Annotated in this window: 20 protein-coding genes and 1 tRNA gene; all 21 read right to left on the bottom strand. The window is 51.3% G+C overall.

The window, feature by feature from the left end; translation table 11 throughout:
* Positions 1-87: 87 nt before the first annotated feature.
* Entirely contained in the window at positions 88-666 is a 579-nt protein-coding gene (locus tag L1N82_RS02890; protein WP_235285821.1) for a hypothetical protein, read from the bottom strand.
* Positions 667-779: 113 nt separating this feature from the next.
* Positions 780-1,004 (bottom strand): trp RNA-binding attenuation protein MtrB, encoded by a 225-nt coding sequence (gene mtrB / locus L1N82_RS02885; protein WP_181438835.1) that lies wholly within the window; start codon positions 1,002-1,004, stop codon positions 780-782.
* 137 nt (positions 1,005-1,141) lie between these two features.
* Positions 1,142-1,218 (bottom strand) — tRNA-Pro (locus tag L1N82_RS02880).
* A 120-nt stretch (positions 1,219-1,338) separates the two neighbouring features.
* Positions 1,339-1,614, bottom strand: coding sequence for an HU family DNA-binding protein (locus L1N82_RS02875; protein ID WP_235285820.1), 276 nt, complete (start codon positions 1,612-1,614; stop codon positions 1,339-1,341).
* A gap of 169 nt (positions 1,615-1,783) precedes the next feature.
* The gene (locus tag L1N82_RS02870; RefSeq protein WP_235285819.1) at positions 1,784-2,770 is read right to left on the bottom strand and encodes an ABC transporter permease; all 987 of its coding nucleotides are present in this window, start codon (positions 2,768-2,770) and stop codon (positions 1,784-1,786) included.
* The gene (locus L1N82_RS02865) at positions 2,760-4,268 is read right to left on the bottom strand and encodes a sugar ABC transporter ATP-binding protein (RefSeq protein ID WP_235285818.1); all 1,509 of its coding nucleotides are present in this window, start codon (positions 4,266-4,268) and stop codon (positions 2,760-2,762) included. Before L1N82_RS02865 ends, L1N82_RS02870 begins: the two co-directional genes overlap by 11 nt.
* 27 nt (positions 4,269-4,295) lie before the next feature.
* Entirely contained in the window at positions 4,296-5,414 is a 1,119-nt protein-coding gene (locus L1N82_RS02860) for a sugar ABC transporter substrate-binding protein (RefSeq protein ID WP_235285817.1), read from the bottom strand.
* Between the two features lie 199 nt (positions 5,415-5,613).
* Entirely contained in the window at positions 5,614-7,092 is a 1,479-nt protein-coding gene (spoIVA, locus tag L1N82_RS02855; RefSeq protein WP_235285816.1) for a stage IV sporulation protein A, read from the bottom strand.
* A 486-nt stretch (positions 7,093-7,578) separates the two neighbouring features.
* Positions 7,579-8,322 carry a hypothetical protein gene (locus tag L1N82_RS02850; RefSeq protein WP_235285815.1) on the bottom strand — a complete coding sequence of 248 codons (744 nt, stop codon included), beginning with the start codon at positions 8,320-8,322 and terminating at the stop codon, positions 7,579-7,581.
* Between the two features lie 16 nt (positions 8,323-8,338).
* Positions 8,339-8,683: a 2Fe-2S iron-sulfur cluster-binding protein gene (locus L1N82_RS02845; protein ID WP_235285814.1), complete on the bottom strand. Its 345-nt coding sequence runs from the start codon at positions 8,681-8,683 to the stop codon at positions 8,339-8,341.
* Complete coding sequence (locus L1N82_RS02840; RefSeq protein ID WP_235285813.1) at positions 8,674-9,291, bottom strand: nucleotidyltransferase family protein; 618 nt, start codon at positions 9,289-9,291, stop codon at positions 8,674-8,676. Before L1N82_RS02840 ends, L1N82_RS02845 begins: the two co-directional genes overlap by 10 nt.
* Before the next feature lie 13 nt (positions 9,292-9,304).
* Positions 9,305-9,601 (bottom strand): 2Fe-2S iron-sulfur cluster-binding protein, encoded by a 297-nt coding sequence (locus tag L1N82_RS02835; RefSeq protein WP_235285812.1) that lies wholly within the window; start codon positions 9,599-9,601, stop codon positions 9,305-9,307.
* Positions 9,602-9,630: 29 nt separating this feature from the next.
* Positions 9,631-9,810 carry a DUF2768 family protein gene (locus tag L1N82_RS02830; protein WP_235285811.1) on the bottom strand — a complete coding sequence of 60 codons (180 nt, stop codon included), beginning with the start codon at positions 9,808-9,810 and terminating at the stop codon, positions 9,631-9,633.
* Positions 9,811-9,952: 142 nt separating this feature from the next.
* Positions 9,953-10,225 carry a stage VI sporulation protein F gene (locus L1N82_RS02825; protein WP_235285810.1) on the bottom strand — a complete coding sequence of 91 codons (273 nt, stop codon included), beginning with the start codon at positions 10,223-10,225 and terminating at the stop codon, positions 9,953-9,955.
* 52 nt (positions 10,226-10,277) lie between these two features.
* A complete protein-coding gene (locus L1N82_RS02820) occupies positions 10,278-11,312 on the bottom strand; it encodes an NAD(P)H-dependent glycerol-3-phosphate dehydrogenase (RefSeq protein ID WP_235285809.1) in 1,035 nt (344 codons plus the stop codon).
* Positions 11,302-11,919, bottom strand: a complete 618-nt coding sequence (plsY, locus tag L1N82_RS02815) for a glycerol-3-phosphate 1-O-acyltransferase PlsY (protein ID WP_235285808.1) — start codon at positions 11,917-11,919, stop codon at positions 11,302-11,304. Before plsY ends, L1N82_RS02820 begins: the two co-directional genes overlap by 11 nt.
* Positions 11,920-11,927: 8 nt before the next feature.
* Entirely contained in the window at positions 11,928-13,250 is a 1,323-nt protein-coding gene (gene der / locus L1N82_RS02810; RefSeq protein ID WP_235285807.1) for a ribosome biogenesis GTPase Der, read from the bottom strand.
* A 68-nt stretch (positions 13,251-13,318) separates the two neighbouring features.
* A complete protein-coding gene (locus L1N82_RS02805; RefSeq protein ID WP_235285806.1) occupies positions 13,319-13,504 on the bottom strand; it encodes a capping complex subunit for YIEGIA in 186 nt (61 codons plus the stop codon).
* Positions 13,497-14,414: a YIEGIA family protein gene (locus L1N82_RS02800; RefSeq protein WP_235285805.1), complete on the bottom strand. Its 918-nt coding sequence runs from the start codon at positions 14,412-14,414 to the stop codon at positions 13,497-13,499. Before L1N82_RS02800 ends, L1N82_RS02805 begins: the two co-directional genes overlap by 8 nt.
* A complete protein-coding gene (locus L1N82_RS02795; RefSeq protein WP_235285804.1) occupies positions 14,411-15,070 on the bottom strand; it encodes a YphA family membrane protein in 660 nt (219 codons plus the stop codon). Before L1N82_RS02795 ends, L1N82_RS02800 begins: the two co-directional genes overlap by 4 nt.
* A gap of 146 nt (positions 15,071-15,216) precedes the next feature.
* On the bottom strand, positions 15,217-16,443 hold the full coding sequence (gene rpsA / locus L1N82_RS02790) for a 30S ribosomal protein S1 (protein WP_235285803.1): 1,227 nt from the start codon (positions 16,441-16,443) through the stop codon (positions 15,217-15,219).
* Positions 16,444-16,498 lie beyond the last annotated feature (55 nt).

Here is a 16,498-nt window from a genome sequence, read left to right as displayed (position 1 = left end):
TCTAAATTATTATATCACAACTGTAATGGTGAAGCACAGTAATGCTTCTTATCCCGCTTTAGCCGCTATAGTTGCTGAATGCCTTGCTCACAGTCCGTGGCTCCGGCCAAACCGTTGAGCCCCAAGAGCTGTAAAGCTGATTCGAAGCCGGTGCGACCAGCTCTCTTCGGCCAGCAGATCCGTAACCTCCACCGCTTCTGCATCGGCCAGCCAGCTGTCTGTTCGCCGGATATCGGCTGCCAGCAGCAGCCGTTCCCTCACTTCAGCATGCGGTCCGTTTCCAGCAGCAGGCTCCACGAAGCGTATGAGCAGCCGGTCAACGTTACGGGCTTGGTTAAAGGATAGCTTGATCAGCTTCAGCACATCCTCATACATAGGCTCAATATCCACTGCCTCTTGCGGGATCGCAAAATCCACCGACAGAACAGCCGATTTCAAATCCGTCCTGCGTATCCGCTGGGAGAAGTGCTGGGCGAGCAGCGCATCCACCAGATTATCACTGCCGATCCAGGTTATCCTCTCCGGCTGGATCACCATAACTGCACGTGATGTTGGAGTTCCGCCGCTTAAAGAGTGAAGCAGCGTGATGATCAAGGCACACATAACAGCCGCAAGACAGCCGCCGAGAAGATTTCTTAACAACCTTTGCCCCTTGCCCTTCATCACGCTTCATCATCCCCCTCTCATCTGAACCCAGTCCCCGCTCCCGTGCCATACCTAATTGTATATACGAAAAAAGCAGGCTATGCCTGCTCATCCGCATATTTCTTATGTAATTGTTACTCGTCGGTATCGAGCGAGCCGTATTTGGTTAACACGGTTGCCTTTCCCCGAATTTTGATAGCGGATGTATGATCCGTGAACTGTGCGATGAGGATTTCACCTTTATCCAGCTTCTCCGTGTGGTGAAACTTGGTATCAGTACCCCTTGTCAGCCCGATGACCTGAACACCCTGATCCTTCGCCTTTACCACAATATAATCACCATGAGTAGGTTGTTCCATATCCGTTCCTCCTCTCAAGCCGGCTTGTACACTTAACAGGCTGCGGCACTAAGCTCCACTGTTGTATAGGCCTTCCCTGAAAAAAACTGCCTTCCTCGTATATACGAACGGAAAGCAGTTGATGGTATTTGTCGAAATGGTCGGGTGTACCGGATTTGAACTGGCGACCTCTACCACCCCAAGGTAGCGCTCTACCAAGCTGAGCTAACACCCGACAACAGCACAACAAATTGTACTGAAAAATCTACCACTTGTCAATATATTGAAAGACCACACAGGTAGACAAAACGTCCAGACCTTCCGGCCCGGACGTTAGACATAATAGGTGTATGTGTTAGCCCGAAACAAGATCCTTAAGCGATTTGCCAGGCTTGAATGCAGGCGTCTTGCTTGCAGCGATCTCGATCTCCTCGCCGGTTTGCGGATTGCGTCCCTTACGGGCCGAACGCTCGCGAACCTCGAAGTTGCCGAATCCAACGAGTTGGACTTTGTCACCACTTTGGAGCGCATCGGAGATGGCATCAAAAACGGCGTCGACCGCTTTGGTTGCGTCTTTCTTCGACAATTCCGTCAGTTCTGATACTTTTGCAATCAATTCCGTTTTGTTCATATTGCTTTCACCTCCCCTGACTGCACACTGTCTCATTCATTATCATTCTGTTTAACCGAAACTTGCAAATATATACCTATTTCGACCGAACAATTTTTATAGTAATACAGCCGTATAGGAATTTCAAGTAGATTTGGCAGTTTTCAGACCCGGCAGGAAAACACTGTGACTAAGCGCGTCTGCGGTGCAGATGTATGAATGTTACAGCGAGTGCCAGCACTAGAACACTGCCTTTGATAATATCATTTGTATAATAAGGAACCCGCATCATAGTCAGGCCATTCAGGAGCACACCGATGAGCACGGCCCCGAAGAAGGTTCCAATGACATTCGGCTTACCGGCGCCGAAGACCGAATACCCGACAAAAACAGCGGCAACTGACTCCATCAGTAGCGGAGCGCCAGCATCAATCTGGCCGGTTCCCGTACGCGCTGCGAACAGCAGTCCGCCGATTGCCGCGAATACGCCCGATGCCATATATGCAGCCAGACGGATACGCCGTACCCGGATTCCAGAAAGCCTCGCTGCCTCTTCATTACCGCCTGTAATATACATCTGCCTGCCCCATTTGGTGAAGGTAAAGAACAGATGGACAAGGATAACGGCCAGCACCATAAGCACAACGGGAACCGGGATACCGAGCAGTTGTCCCTGGCCAAGCCAGAGGAAGGAATCCTGGAATACCCCCGGCGCATTGGTGCCGTCGCTCATCTGCATATTGTTATAAATCGAATAGCCCTTAGTGTATGTCCGGTGGATTCCGGAAATAATATACATAACAGCCAGTGTCGCAAGCAAATCGGGAATCCGGATCCTCACTATCAGAAATGCATTCAGCATACCGATCAGGGCGCCCGCAAGCAGCGGAACCGCGATAACGACGATAAGCGGCTGTTCATGCCAAACCATCAGCGTTGCGGCAAGCACAGTTGTCAGCGAGACAGTCGAGCCTACCGACAGGTCAAAGCCATCCACAGCGAGCGAGAACGTTATGCCAATCGCCACAAAAGTAACGATCGAGATCGAACGCAGAATGTCAGAGAGATTATCGTAGGTAAAAAAGTGCTCGTCCCACAAGGAGAAAAAGACGATAACAAAACCGATGACGAACAGCGCGCCGTATTTATAGGCCCACTCGAGAATGTTAGATTTCATGCTTGCCGTCTTCCCCTCCGCTTGCATAAAGTAGAATTTTTTCCTGTGTGGCTTCTGCCCGGGACAGTTCCTTGACGATTTGTCCATCACACATCACAAGCAGCCTGTCGGCTATACCAATTGCTTCTGCGAATTCACAGGTAAAGTAAACGATTGATTTTCCGCTAGCCGCAAGTTCTCCAATGATGCGGAAGATATCGCTCTTCGCTCCAATATCGACACCTTTGGTCGGTTCATCAAACAGAAATACACTGGCGCCAGTCTCCAGCCACTTGCCGATGGATACCTTCTGCTGGTTGCCGCCGCTTAAGAATGCGGTCGCAAGGCCCGGTGAAGAGGCCTTGATGCCCAGCCTGCGGATTATATTTTCCGCGAGCTTCTTTTCTTTGCGCAGCGATACAAATCCAAGCGAGGACAGACCATCCAGCAGCGGCAGACTGATGTTCCGCTGAACGGACTCATGAACGAGAATCCCCTGCTTGCGCCGTTCTTCCGGGACAAGCACAATACCGCTATTTACCGCATCCACCGGCTCGCGAAGTACAGTCTCCCGCCCCCCTACCCGAACGGTTCCCTTCTCGGGGCGGTCAGCTCCGAATAGCACCCGTGACAGCTCCGTCTTGCCAGCACCGACAAGGCCCACAACAGCTACTATCTCGCCGCTTCTTGCGGTGAAAGAGACATCCCTCACCTTATGTCCTAAAGACAGACCCTCCGCTTCAAGCAGTATTTCGCCGATGGCAGCCTCCGTCTTCGGAAACTCAGCCGCAAACGTCTTACCGAGCATGGCCTGAATAATGCTGTCTGCGTTCGTATTATTTTTGGCTTCAGTCAAGACCCGCTCCCCGTCCCGCATGACCGTAATCCTGTCACTCATGCGAAATACCTCAGGCAGCCGGTGAGTGATAAAGATCGAACCGATTCCGCTGGACTTCAAGCGCTCCATAACACGGAATAACCGCTCAGCTTCTTCCAGGCTGAGCGGCGCCGTCGGTTCGTCAAAGATTACAATACGGGCTTCTTCAGTCAGCAGCCGGGCCAGCAGAACGAGCTGCTTCTCGGCAAGCGTCAGCTCATCGACAGGCTTGCGGACCGGTATATCGGCACCAACCTGGACAAGTGCCTTCTCCGCCTCGCGCCTGATCTTATTCCAATTCAGCAGGCCTGCGCCGCCTGCAGATATCTTGTCCATCATTATATTCTCGGCAACAGACAGTCCTGCAGCAAGCGCAGTATCCACTTCTTGATATATGCACTGAATACCATGTTTCTTGGCATCGTATGGTGAGCGGATCTGTACCGTTTGCCCATCGATCCGGATCACTCCTGAATCCGGTGAGTAGGCGCCGGAGAGAACCTTCATCAAGGTGCTCTTGCCTGCCCCATTAGCTCCAAGCAGTGCATGAATTTCTCCGCTTTGCAGTTCAAAATCCACACTGCGCAGCGCCGGCACGCCTGAGAACGACTTGTTTATGCCCGACATGCTAAGAAGCGCCATTATATACGAACTCTCCTTCTCTTGTGCTTAATTCGAGCCGCCTGCTTCGAGCTCTCTCATCCAATCGGTGTACCCCTGCTCACTGGTACCCCAGCCCTCCACGTGCTCATGCAGCTGAGTTGTATTAATTTTCTCCGACGGCAGGTCCTCACGCTTGACGAAGGCAGGCTCTAGCACGACCACATCTTCTGTTTTGTCGCCATTAAACTTCTGATACAGATAACGAACTTGAACACGGCCAATGTCCTTCGGGTCAACAGCAGCTGAAGCTACCCACGGGCTTGCAGGGTCCTGAATCATCTGCAGATCCTCATCACTCATATCAATGCCATATACTTTAATCTCCGTACGGCCTGCCTGCTGAATCGCTCTGGCCGCGCCCTTGGCGAACTCATCCCAAGCGGCCCATACAGCAGTGATTTCGCCTTTCTTGTACTGCTTCAAGACTGCTTCCATCTGCGCTTGCGTGTCGAGTGCAGGATTATTCGCATTACCAAAAGCGGAAACAACCTTGATATCCGGATATTTCTCCTGGAACGCCTTGAACGCAATTTCTCGGCGCTCCATTGGTGCGAAACCAGCCACCCATACCTTCACAATGTTGCCTTTGCCGCCTGCATCTTGAGCCAGCTGCTCAAGGGTCATCTCGGCAAGCGCCTGATCATCCTGCTGGAGAACCGTCACGCCCGGAATTTTAACATCGGCATCGAACACAACAACCGGTATGCCCTTCGACACAGCACGGTTAATGCCCGCCTCCAGAGCGCCAGCTTGTCCGTGGTCAATCAAAATTCCGTCGAAGCCCTGATTAACAGCAGCATCCAGGTTCGATGCCATGACATCCAGCTTGTTGTCGGAGGCAAACACTTGAACCGTACCGCCAAGCTTTTCTGCCTGCTCTTTTACACCTTCAATATATTGGGCGGAGAATGTGCCCGTATTGAACTGCATCACAAGCGCGATCTTCTTGCCTGCAAGCGTTGAAGCCTCTGTACCATTAGCTTGTCCGCTGTTGTTCGCCGATTCGGCAGGCGTGCTGCCGGATGTACCGCCAGTTGTCGTCTTGCTTCCTCCGCCGCAAGCGGACAGTACAAGCATAAAGGTCGCGACAAGCAGCAGAATCGATGATTTCGTTAACTTTTTCATGAAGAAAATTTCCCCTCTCTGTGCAGCAAAATGATAAATATGAAAACTTACTCATCATATTACCATCTTTTCCGAGTGTGTCAATCGGAATTTGTGAGATATATCATTTTATGTCGAAACCAAACTGAAACAAGGGATGGATATAGCGCTACATGAACGCTGTAATCCATCCCTTGCTCAGCTATACTTCTGTTCTGTTTTACAGAATGATGGCAATCAAGCCCCCTGAGCCTTCATTAATAATCCGCCCCAGTGTTTCCTGCAGCTTGTAGCGGGCATTATCTGGCATCATGGCAATCTTACCCTGAATACCCTCACGTACGATTGAATGCAGGGAACGGCCGAATATATCCGACTCCCAGATCTTGATCGGATCATTCTCGAAGTCTTGCATCAGGTAACGGACAAGCTCCTCGCTCTGCTTCTCGGTTCCGATGATAGGAGCAAATTCCGACTCCACATCCACCCGAATCATGTGAATAGAAGGAGCGGTAGCCTTCAGTCTGACACCGAATCTTGATCCCTGGCGAATCAGCTCGGGTTCATCCAGTGCCATCTCGGCAAGCGTCGGTGCGGCAATACCATAGCCGGTTGTCTTCACCATCTCAAGCGCTTCTGCAAAGCGGTCATATTCCCGCTTGGCATGTGAGAACTCCTGCATGAGCTGCAGCAGGTGATCCTTGCCGCGTATTTCTACACCGACCACTTCCATCAGTATTTTGTCATAGAGCTCATCCGGGGCGTAGAGATCAATCTCGGCAACGCCCTGCCCCATGTTCATGTCGCTCAAGCCAGCTCTGCTGATAAAATCATATTCCATAAACTGATCCACGACACGATCGACATCCCGCAGGCGGCGGATATCCTTTACAGTATCCCGGACAGACGCTTCATAGCTGGATCTAAGCCAGTGGTTATCATTTAGCACCATTACCCAGCTTGGAAGATTGACATTAACTTCATGTACCGGGAATTCGTACAATACTTCCCTGAGAACCGTCATGACTTCATCCTCGCCCATGGTGGCCACGCTCATCGTCATAACCGGTATATCATATTTTGCCTGAAGCTCTCCCCGCAGCTGCTGCGCCCCGTCCCCTTTAGGATTGGTGGAATTGATTATAAGCACAAACGGTTTGCCGACTTCCTTAAGCTCTGCGATGACCCTTTCTTCTGATTCTACATAGGAATTACGGGAAATTTCGGCAATCGATCCGTCTGTTGTAACCACAACGCCAAGTGTAGAATGCTCTTGAATGACTTTACGGGTACCAATCTCTGCAGCTTCCTGGAATGGAATCGGCTCCTCAAACCACGGAGTGGATATCATTCGCGGGCCGTTCTCATCCTCGTATCCTTTAGCCCCCTCAACCGCATAACCGACACAGTCAACGAGCCGAACATTCACATCCAGCCCTTCCGATACCCGGATTTGGACAGCCTGGTTAGGAACGAATTTCGGCTCTGTCGTCATAATGGTCTTACCGGCTGCGCTCTGCGGCAGCTCATCTACCGCCCTGACCCGATCGGCGTCGCTTGTAATGTTGGGAAGTACGACCGTTTCCATAAAACGCTTGATGAAGGTCGATTTGCCCGTACGGACCGCTCCAACGACGCCGAGGTAAATATCCCCGCCTGTTCGTTCGGCGATGTCCTTAAAAATATCCACTTTTTCCACTGAATATCCCCTCCCAATCAAATTTCCGAGTTCAAGGAGTCAGTCCGTTGAACGGTGCTGCTGCACGTATGTAGAAGCTCTCCGCTGGGCAGGACTCCCGTGCTGCACGCACCTGGCGGAGCTGCCCGTGCATTCACAAAGCCGTCAGGACATCCACCGCCATCCACCGGAAGCTGGAAGCGGGGCAAGCGACAGACATTGCCAACCGGATCCGGCCCACCCGTATCCGTACCTTGCAACTCTCGTACAACTGTTTGGACTAGTAACATCATATTGCTTCCGCTTCCGTTTTATGACCAAACCGTATCAAAAATCTTTGCAGCCTCATAATCACATTTCGCTTAATCCCCTTCCAAGAACTGATATATGTTCGTAGTGCCCCGTCTATGCCTTACTGGAGCAAAACAGCCGCCAGGCGAAAAAACAAATACCGCCAGGGATTCTTTCCCTGACGGTTCCATTTATGCGCACTCTGTTATTAAGCCGTTATTGTTCAGGCAGCCTTGCCTCCGGGTCTCCATTCACCCAGTAGTATGCCGCTGATTTGACGGGTACAAAATCTGACTGGCTGACAAGCAGTTCCCGGAGATCTTCCTCCGGGCTGGGCTCTGTTCCGCTCATCTCTACCGCCTTGCGAATATCTGCGCCATAGTCAGCATAAACCGTACCATTCTCATGGATGATGAGGTTCATCGTCTGATTGCTGTAAACGGAGCGTATGTCCGGCTTGCTGCCAGTCAGCTTTCCCAGATCAAGGTGGTAAAAGGAAGGATAAGCTTCACCGCCCGCAGGCAGCTGTCCCCCGTTCGATTCTCTATATGCGTCTACCTTGACCTGAAGGTCGTTAATCTGCTGATATACCGAAATGCTCATCAGCTTAACTACCGGGTCTACTTCCTCATTCTGCAGAAGAAAATAGTAACTGCCTCCGTTTTCGAAAGCCGCTGCCGGGATGTCGCTGATATAACCCATTCTTTCCAGCTTCGCGATATCAATGACAAATTTCTCGTATTTCGGTGTGTCTTCACTGCTGTTCTTTATCGGCAGAAGGCCTGTACTCTCGAAATACTGGTCAACAGCATCTTGAATCGACCGTACAGACTCCTTCGAGGGTCGCTCATTTTGTCCCATACGATCCTTAGGATACAGACAACCGGTTAGAGCTGTAAGCAGCAGCAGCACCAGCGCAGTTTGTCCGCTATGCCTTATCACCCTGCCCCATCGGTTCATAACGTACCTCCTCCACTTACCATAGCCCTTCATCCTCTTCCCGCTGCTTTTCCAGCAGCTTGCGGACAGTCGATTTCAAGGGATCTTCCGGCACTTCAACGACGGCATTACCAACCACTTTAGCTTGGCAGGATAATCGCGTGCCTTCGGCTGTGCCGAACAGCTTCCGTCTCTCCCGGTCTTCTTGACCTGATAAGCCTTCACCTGCAACATCCTTCACCTTGCACATGAGACATCCTGCCTTACCGCCGCACCGTGTCTTTATGAGGACTCGTGCTTTCCGTGCGGCCTCAAGCACCGATGTGCCTGGATGAACGGTTGCGGATTTGCCTTCAGGCAGGAACGTAATCGTTACCGCCATAAATCCCCGTCTCCCTTCGCTTCTGTTAGACCGGCCAACCGGAGGAGCCTCTGCTCCGTACCGGTAGTCAAGCTGCTCGCAGCAATAAGAGCCCTTAAAGCAGGACCATGCTGCAGAGGAGCCTCTGACATAGCTGCCGCCACCACTTCAACCCGGTCCATACGGCTCCGAAGCAGGTTAAAGATCAGCTCATGCGCAAGCGGAACGACTGCAGCCGGCAATTCTGCGGGCCTGATATTAACCATGGATGCGTATGGCATCAAACCTTCCCGAACTTTTACCGTATACCTGTCATCTCCCGCTGTAACGACAAAACCGCCAACCAGCTCTACCGATACCCCTTCGATCTCATAATGGCTGAGTACCGATTCATAGATCGGTGTCACACTGTAAGCTGGACTATCTGTCGCATAGCCGGATAACAGGTCATGCAGGTAAGCCGCATCAGCCCTATCCGCATAGATATCAAGATCACGCGGCGGCTCAGCCAAGGCTATTCCCCGCAGCATAAGACCTGCACTGCCGCCTACAATCCATGCACCCTCGACGGCGCCGGACAAGCTGCTGATCTTCCTTAATGCGCTTCTGATGGAATCAGGCGGATTCATTGCTGACACTTCCTTAGAAATAAGGTTTGTTAACGGCACGGATTGTTCCGGCATTGTCTTTAATCATAGCTTGACAGGCAAGACGGTAGCCTTCATCGAGCTCCTCCGGCTCCAGCCTGTCCCACTCGGCATCCGTTACCGGTTCCAGGAATTCAGCGCCATCTTCAATAAGACAGCGGCATCTGGCACACGTCCCTCTTGTACATGAAAATCCCCAATCAATATCCGCTTTTAAAGCTACATCCAATATTGTAAGCCCTGACTCGGCCTCCACGTCAGCTGACTTTGTTCTCCCCTTCAATTCAATCATCTCTCATGCACCACCCTTGGCTGTATGTATTAGATAATAGAGATAAACCCGCAGAAGCAGCCGACAATCAGCATGCCGAATGCCACCAGTGACAAAACAAACCGGACAATTCCCTTAGTCCTGCTGCGTGCGAGTGTAATCACAACGGCTGATAATGCCATTAATCCGATACCAATAAAAGAAACCCACATCTTGGTCATTGCATCCATAAATCCACCAACCCTATCTCATCATGAAAGCAGCAATCAACAGTCATTATACCATCCGGGACAAAAAAGGACAAAAGCCGACTCCTGCGGCTGTATCGGTTCTCGATACAGCTTCGGGCCGGCTATGTCATGCCAGACAGCTTTATTTCATCATCATCTTCATCAAAGATTCCATGTTGTTCATGTTCATACCGCTCTTCTTGACGGCCGAAACGATCTCGTTCACTGTATCTTCTGTGACCGGCACCTTGGCCATGGCAGAAACCTGCTTGATCAGCTTGCGCAGCTCGGCTTCACTTTGCATCGTCTTTGGTGTAACACCGCTTGCCAGCTTCTTGACCGCCTTTTCACTGATCGGCCGGCCTGTTTTCTTCTTAACAGCGTTCAGAACATCCTTCGAGATATTTTTGCTCAAGTCCTTTCCCTCCTCACACGTGCTTTAAGCATCATATGTGGGAGGGACGGGATTAGTGCGGGCCCCAGTCCTTGGCAACTTCCCCGCTTTCATGCGTTCTGCCCCGGCCCATCAGGTCCTCCACCGCAGTCTTCGGCGGCTTTCCTTCAAACAGAACAGCATAGAGCTGCTCCGTAATGGGCATTTGGACATCATAATGTTTGGCCAGTGCATAGGCGGCCTGTGTCGTTCGTACTCCCTCGACTACCATGCCCATTTGGCGGAGCACTTCGTCCAGCGCCATGCCCTTGGCGAGCATGGAGCCCGCACGCCAGTTACGGCTGTGGCTGCTCGTGCACGTTACGATCAGATCCCCTACACCTGCAAGTCCAGCAAAAGTCAGCATATTAGCCCCCATGGCGGAACCGAGTCTGCCAATCTCGGCCAGCCCTCTGGTAAGGAGCGCTGCCTTCGCATTATCGCCAAAACCAAGACCATCCGATAGTCCGGCGCCGAGCGCGATAATATTCTTAATGGCTGCTGCTACCTCCACGCCTATGACATCCGGGTTTGTATAAACGCGGAAATAGGAATTGATAAAAAAGTCCTGTGCTTTCTCGGCAGCATGCTGTGACTGTGACGCAACAACCACCGTCGTCGGACATTGGCGCACAACTTCCTCCGCATGACTCGGTCCGGATATCACAACAATCTCTTCCTCGGCTCTTTGAAGCTCTTCAGCCAGTACGCTGCTCATACGCTTCAGGGTTACCTGCTCAAACCCTTTCGCCGCATGCACGCAAAGCGCGCTCTTCCTTATGTATGGCGCTGCCTGGGCCGCTACCTCGCGCATGGCGGAGGAAGGCGCAGCGAACAGAATCAGATCGGCTTCCCGGACAGCCGCTTCGATATCAGTTGTAGCGGCAAGCCGTTCAGGAAGGATTATATCCGGCAAATAACGGCTATTAGTCCGATTATCATTGATTTCGTTAACTTGCTCGGCATTCCGGCTCCATAAGGTTACTGAGCAGCCATTCTCCGCCAATACGACCGCTAGTGCTGTTCCCCAGCTGCCAGCAACTAGAACCGCCGCTTTCTTACCGGTCATGAGGCACCCCTTTCTTCGCCCCAAGCTTGTTCTCCTTGCCCTGCACTAATTTCTTAATATTCGTACGATGACGGATAAATGCATAGACTCCCAGCAGCAGACTCGTCCAGAAGATGGACGCTTCGGCATTAAATACGAGCATCATAACTGGCGCCAGCCCGGCAAAAATTAAGGAGCCGAGAGAGACATAACGGGTGATGGCAATGGATGCGATAGCCGCGATCCCCGCTACTAGGGAGGGAAGAAAGGCAAGGGATGCCATCACACCAATTGTTGTGGCGATTCCCTTACCACCCTTGAACCGAAACCAGACCGGCCAGTTATGACCGGTAATAGCGGCAAGCCCGCAAGCGGCCTGAATCCACCCATTACCGCCACTAAGCCAATACCCAAGCCACACAGCAGCAATTCCCTTGGCAACATCAAGGAGGAATACGGCCGCAGCCGGCCCCTTACCCAGTACGCGCAAGGTGTTGGTTGCCCCTGCATTACCGCTCCCATGGTTGCGGATGTCGATCCCTTTGACCCATTTAGCAATCAGTATGCTGAACGATATGGAACCTAGTAAATAGCTGATTACAATCGCTAAAACAGACTGCAGATTCATCTGCCCCTCTAATCCTCCTCGGACTTCCGGCGGGTCACAAGCCTAACCGGCGTTCCTTCAAATTCGAACGCTGCCCGGATTTTATTCTCCAGGTACCGCTGATAGGAGAAGTGCATCAGCTCAGGATCATTCGCAAAAATAACGATTGTTGGCGGTTTGACTGCGACCTGTGTTACATAATTAATCCGCAGACGCTTGCCTTTGTCTGTAGGAGGAGGATTGATAGCAATCGCGTCCGCTACCACATCATTAAGCAAATGAGTCTGAATACGCATCGAATGCTGCTCCGATACCCGGTTAACAACAGGCAGCAGCTTGTGAAGCCGCTGCTTCGTCTTCGCGGACAAGAATACGATCGGGGCATAAGTCATGAACAGGAAGTGGTCCCGGATATTCTGCTCAAAATGCTGCATCGTCTTATCGTCCTTCTCCACGACGTCCCACTTGTTCACAACAAAGACAGATGCCCGTCCAGCTTCGTGAGCATAGCCTGCGATATGCTTATCCTGCTCGATTATTCCTTCTTCCCCGTTAATGAGGATTAGAACAACATCAGCCCGTTCAATTGCCTTCATTGACCGCATTACACTGTACTTCTCGGTAGTTTCATACACCTTGCCGCGCTTGCGCATACCGGCTGTATCGATTAGTACATACTTTTGGCCGTCATGCTCAAAAGGTGTATCGATAGCATCGCGGGTTGTCCCGGCCACATCGCTGACAATAACCCGCTCTTCACCGAGAATGGCGTTTACCAGCGATGACTTTCCTACATTCGGTCTGCCAATAAGAGCTACCCGGATGACGTCTTCATCATACTCATCGTCCTCGATGACCGGCAGCTTCTCTACCACCGCATCAAGCAGGTCACCGATCCCTGTTCCATGAGCACCCGATATTCCAATCGGATCGCCAAAGCCCAGGCTGTAAAACTCATAAATATCATCTGAACGCCCCTGGTTGTCCACCTTGTTAACGGCTACAACAACCGGCTTGCGTGACCGGAACAGCATATGCGCAACTTCATCATCTGCATGCGTAAGTCCTGCCTTGGCATCTACCATGAAGACAATAACGTCAGCCTCTTCTACTGCAAGCTCGGCCTGCATACGGACAGATTTCATAATCTCGTCCTCGCCGTCAATCTCAATGCCTCCGGTATCCACAATACTGAAGGCTCTGCCGTTCCATTCCCCGGAGCCGTACAGACGGTCCCTCGTTACACCGGGCTTGTCTTCCACGATCGCCAACCGGTCACCAATGATCCGGTTGAAAATGGTGGATTTACCGACATTTGGCCGCCCGACAATCGCCACTACGGGTCTTGCCATCTATTCCACTCCTTCAAAAATTCTCACGATAACCATCATAGCAAAAAACCTCGGGCTTGGCTAACATTTCATTTGTCGCCGTGTTTCACCAAGACCAGAATACCGTTCTTTAAATCGTGTACACTAGCATCCAATATTTTTTCGAGTAAAAACGCGGTCTTCTCCTGTTCTTCGCGGCTGGACTCGACAAATATGGGGGCTCCCCCGGCGACCGTTTCCCGGTCACATGTCACGATGGCTGCAATTTTAGCCACTCGCCCTTCCCTCCTTATGGTTTACACCGGCTTCGGTCGGCATTCGGACAGCGGACTCCAGAATCGGTACCCGCTCGACGATCTCACGCGCCTTACTTTCATTCTTCTCCTGAGGCAGCATAAAGATAGCAAGCCTGCCGTCCTTCATATCCAGCTTTGCAAGCGGGACTAAAGCCGGTTCCCCTTCATCCCGGTAAACGCCAAGAAGAGTAGACAAATCATATAGAATAGCCTGTCGTTGTCCCAGATTGGAAATCGTAGCTTTTCCGTTGGGATTATACGGAGTTAATACGATGCCAATCCCGCGCTCCCTAATAATCCCTTGGTTGACCTCCAGACCTACATTCATCATGTAGATATCATCCACGAACAAGTCCGGCCCATCCTGCCTCACCTTCGCAACTGAGGCAGAAGCGATATGCGAGATAGATTTCCCCGAACGGAGCTGACGAACAGCCAGCAGCATTAGAAGAGCTGCTCCAATTCCAGCATACCACTCCCAAAGTATCGCTGCCAGACTGGTTGTAAATGCCGCCAGTATGACCAGATAATTCCTTCCCTCAAAAACCATGGCAATCCCTTCTATATAGGTTGCGCCCCGAGGTACGAGTTCAAGCCGGTCAATGACCGTCAGTGTCTCCCTCTCCATCTTGCGGACATCCCGGAACTGTTGAGCAGCCAGCGCCAGAAAAGTTATGGCGGTATAGTCCTTATTAAGCAAGGCCGGAACTGCCACAGCACCCAATGCTGCTGCTATGACACCAAGGGATATATGAATAATACGACCATGCGGGTATGTCGGGTACTGGCGATAGTCGGTGTGAAGCATATAAAGGCGAGCAGCCATACCGGCTAGGACGCCCAGTAAAATACCGATCGTCTGCTTATGCGCGGCCAGAAATTCCGTCATGTGCCTGTCTTCCCCCTTATCTGTGAAATGCTCTCAAGCATCTGCCTGCCTGCTCTGCGTAATTTTGTAAAGAGGCTTAAACCGGCGGACAACAGGACGGTCATCAGGCGTACAGCCGTAATGGACAGCAGGAAGCTGTCCAGAAGAACACGGCTGTCGAGTAGAGATGTACCACTCCATGTCAGCTGCTTCAGCGGCAACAGAGCGGAACCGAGTTCACCGATCGTGGAAGAAAACGCCAGTACGGCAAACTGATCACGGAACCTGGTAGACATAAATACTGCTGCCAGCGCAGCCAGAAGCGGTGCATCGGCATCCGGATGAAGAATCACGAACACGGGATCAAACCAATAGAGCTTACGGATCCAGATCCAAGCCGCTGCCGTAAGTAAGGCAGTCAAATAAAGATAGGTTTGTTGGACACCTGCTTCATGCTTGGCTATTGAGAGCTGAGCCCAAAGCCAGAACCAAACTATAGGCAGCAATACGTAGTAAATAGGCCTGCCAGCAGATATAAGCACGAACAGGATTAACGGGACTGTGAAGAAGACAGCCGCTGGCACACTGCAGCTGCCAAGGAGCTCACGCCGCCAGCCGGTCATAATCAGGATCATGCCTGACAGCAGCAGCCATACAGATAGATATCCGGCAATCAAGACACAACCTCCTTATAATCCTATTATGTGCCAAAGCATGCCGGCATACTCGGTCTGCTGACTGACTCCTGCGAAGCCGTGTATATAAAAAAGAACTGCCGCCTGCAGATTACCTGCAGGCGGCAGTTCTAGCGATTAAGTTGCGATCACTTAAACTTGCTGAGTTTGTCACCGAAGCGCTCACCAAGGGTAAAGCTCATGCTCTCCTTGTTCATGCTTACGTTCGGGTTATTAATTTCTTCCTTAGGAGCACGGGATGGTCTCTCCGGTCTTGCCGAAGGTTCCGGTGCTTCTTCCGTTTCTTTAATGGAAAGGCTTATACGCTGTTCAGATGGAATGAAGTCCAGAACTTTAGCCTGCACCTCTTGACCTTCCTTCAGCACCTCAAACGGAGTTGCAATATGACGATGTGCGATTTGGGAAATATGAACCAGACCTTCAACGCCAGGAGCTACTTCAACAAATGCACCGAAGTTAACAAGACGTTTTACTGTACCTGTTACAACGTCACCCACTTTGAACTTGTCGGCAGCTGTTTCCCAAGGTCCAGGCTGTGCAGCTTTCATGCTCAGGCTGATTTTGCCTGCTGCCGGATCAACCTTCAGTACCTTAACGCGAACCGCTTGGCCTTCTGTTACAACATCCTTCGGATGCGCAACATGCTCCCAGGACAGCTCGGATACGTGTACAAGACCATCGATTCCGCCGATATCCACGAAAGCGCCGAAAGGAGTCAAGCGCTGTACTGTTCCCTCAATCTCTTGGCCTATTTCAAGCGAAGACATGATTTGCTGCTTATTCGCCTCATATTCTTCCTCAAGCACTTCTTTGGCCGAAAGAATCACCTTGTTGTTCTCGCTATCGATTTCCTTGATCTTAACGCGCAGCGTACGACCTTTGTAGTCACTGAAATCCTCTACAAAATGACGCTCAACCATCGAAGCCGGAATGAATCCGCGAACGCCGATATCGGCAACCAGACCGCCTTTGACTACATCGGCAATCGTGACTTCCAGAATTTCGCCCTTCTCGAATTTCTCCTGAAGCTCACTCCAGGAACGCTCAGCGTCGATAATGCGCTTGGAGAGGACAAGCTTTTCCTTATCGTCGTCAATGCTGACCACTTTAAGTTCAACCTCTTGGCCCACTTGTACCGCCTCTGCCGCATTATCCAGATGAACAGCGGAAAGCTCCCGAAGCGGAATTACGCCGTCGTATTTATATCCAAGGCTGACGTAGGCTTGGTTGTCTTCAATTTTGACGATCGTACCTTTAACCGTATCGCCCTTCTTGATCGATACCAAATTGTCCATCGTCTCTTCGGTGATGCTTTCCGCTGCTGCGGATTCCTGTACCTTAGTTTCTTCTGACATGTGAAATAACCTCCTCGATTCATACCCCAACTTTATTTAAACCTATCGCAGTGTT

Origin of the sequence: Paenibacillus tarimensis (assembly GCF_021532315.1) — a bacterium.
Taxonomy (GTDB): domain Bacteria; phylum Bacillota; class Bacilli; order Paenibacillales; family Paenibacillaceae; genus Paenibacillus_I; species Paenibacillus_I tarimensis.
The sequence above is the reverse complement of the archived record's forward strand: the minus strand, read 5'-3'. Positions and strand labels throughout refer to the sequence as shown.

Bases quoted from the DNA above. Each gene is read 5' to 3' on its own strand.
- L1N82_RS02865 (WP_235285818.1), bottom strand. From the start codon at position 4,268: ATGGCGCTTCTTAGCATGTCGGGCATAAACAAGTCGTTCTCAGGCGTG.
- mtrB (WP_181438835.1), bottom strand. From the start codon at position 1,004: ATGGAACAACCTACTCATGGTGATTATATTGTGGTAAAGGCGAAGGAT.
- L1N82_RS02835 (WP_235285812.1), bottom strand. From the start codon at position 9,601: ATGATTGAATTGAAGGGGAGAACAAAGTCAGCTGACGTGGAGGCCGAG.
- plsY (WP_235285808.1), bottom strand. From the start codon at position 11,919: ATGAATCTGCAGTCTGTTTTAGCGATTGTAATCAGCTATTTACTAGGT.
- L1N82_RS02850 (WP_235285815.1), bottom strand. From the start codon at position 8,322: ATGAACCGATGGGGCAGGGTGATAAGGCATAGCGGACAAACTGCGCTG.
- L1N82_RS02875 (WP_235285820.1), bottom strand. From the start codon at position 1,614: ATGAACAAAACGGAATTGATTGCAAAAGTATCAGAACTGACGGAATTG.
- L1N82_RS02860 (WP_235285817.1), bottom strand. From the start codon at position 5,414: ATGAAAAAGTTAACGAAATCATCGATTCTGCTGCTTGTCGCGACCTTT.
- L1N82_RS02820 (WP_235285809.1), bottom strand. From the start codon at position 11,312: ATGACCGGTAAGAAAGCGGCGGTTCTAGTTGCTGGCAGCTGGGGAACA.
- rpsA (WP_235285803.1), bottom strand. From the start codon at position 16,443: ATGTCAGAAGAAACTAAGGTACAGGAATCCGCAGCAGCGGAAAGCATC.
- der (WP_235285807.1), bottom strand. From the start codon at position 13,250: ATGGCAAGACCCGTAGTGGCGATTGTCGGGCGGCCAAATGTCGGTAAA.
- L1N82_RS02870 (WP_235285819.1), bottom strand. From the start codon at position 2,770: ATGAAATCTAACATTCTCGAGTGGGCCTATAAATACGGCGCGCTGTTC.
- L1N82_RS02845 (WP_235285814.1), bottom strand. From the start codon at position 8,683: ATGGCGGTAACGATTACGTTCCTGCCTGAAGGCAAATCCGCAACCGTT.
- L1N82_RS02830 (WP_235285811.1), bottom strand. From the start codon at position 9,810: ATGGATGCAATGACCAAGATGTGGGTTTCTTTTATTGGTATCGGATTA.
- L1N82_RS02800 (WP_235285805.1), bottom strand. From the start codon at position 14,414: ATGACGGAATTTCTGGCCGCGCATAAGCAGACGATCGGTATTTTACTG.
- L1N82_RS02840 (WP_235285813.1), bottom strand. From the start codon at position 9,291: ATGAATCCGCCTGATTCCATCAGAAGCGCATTAAGGAAGATCAGCAGC.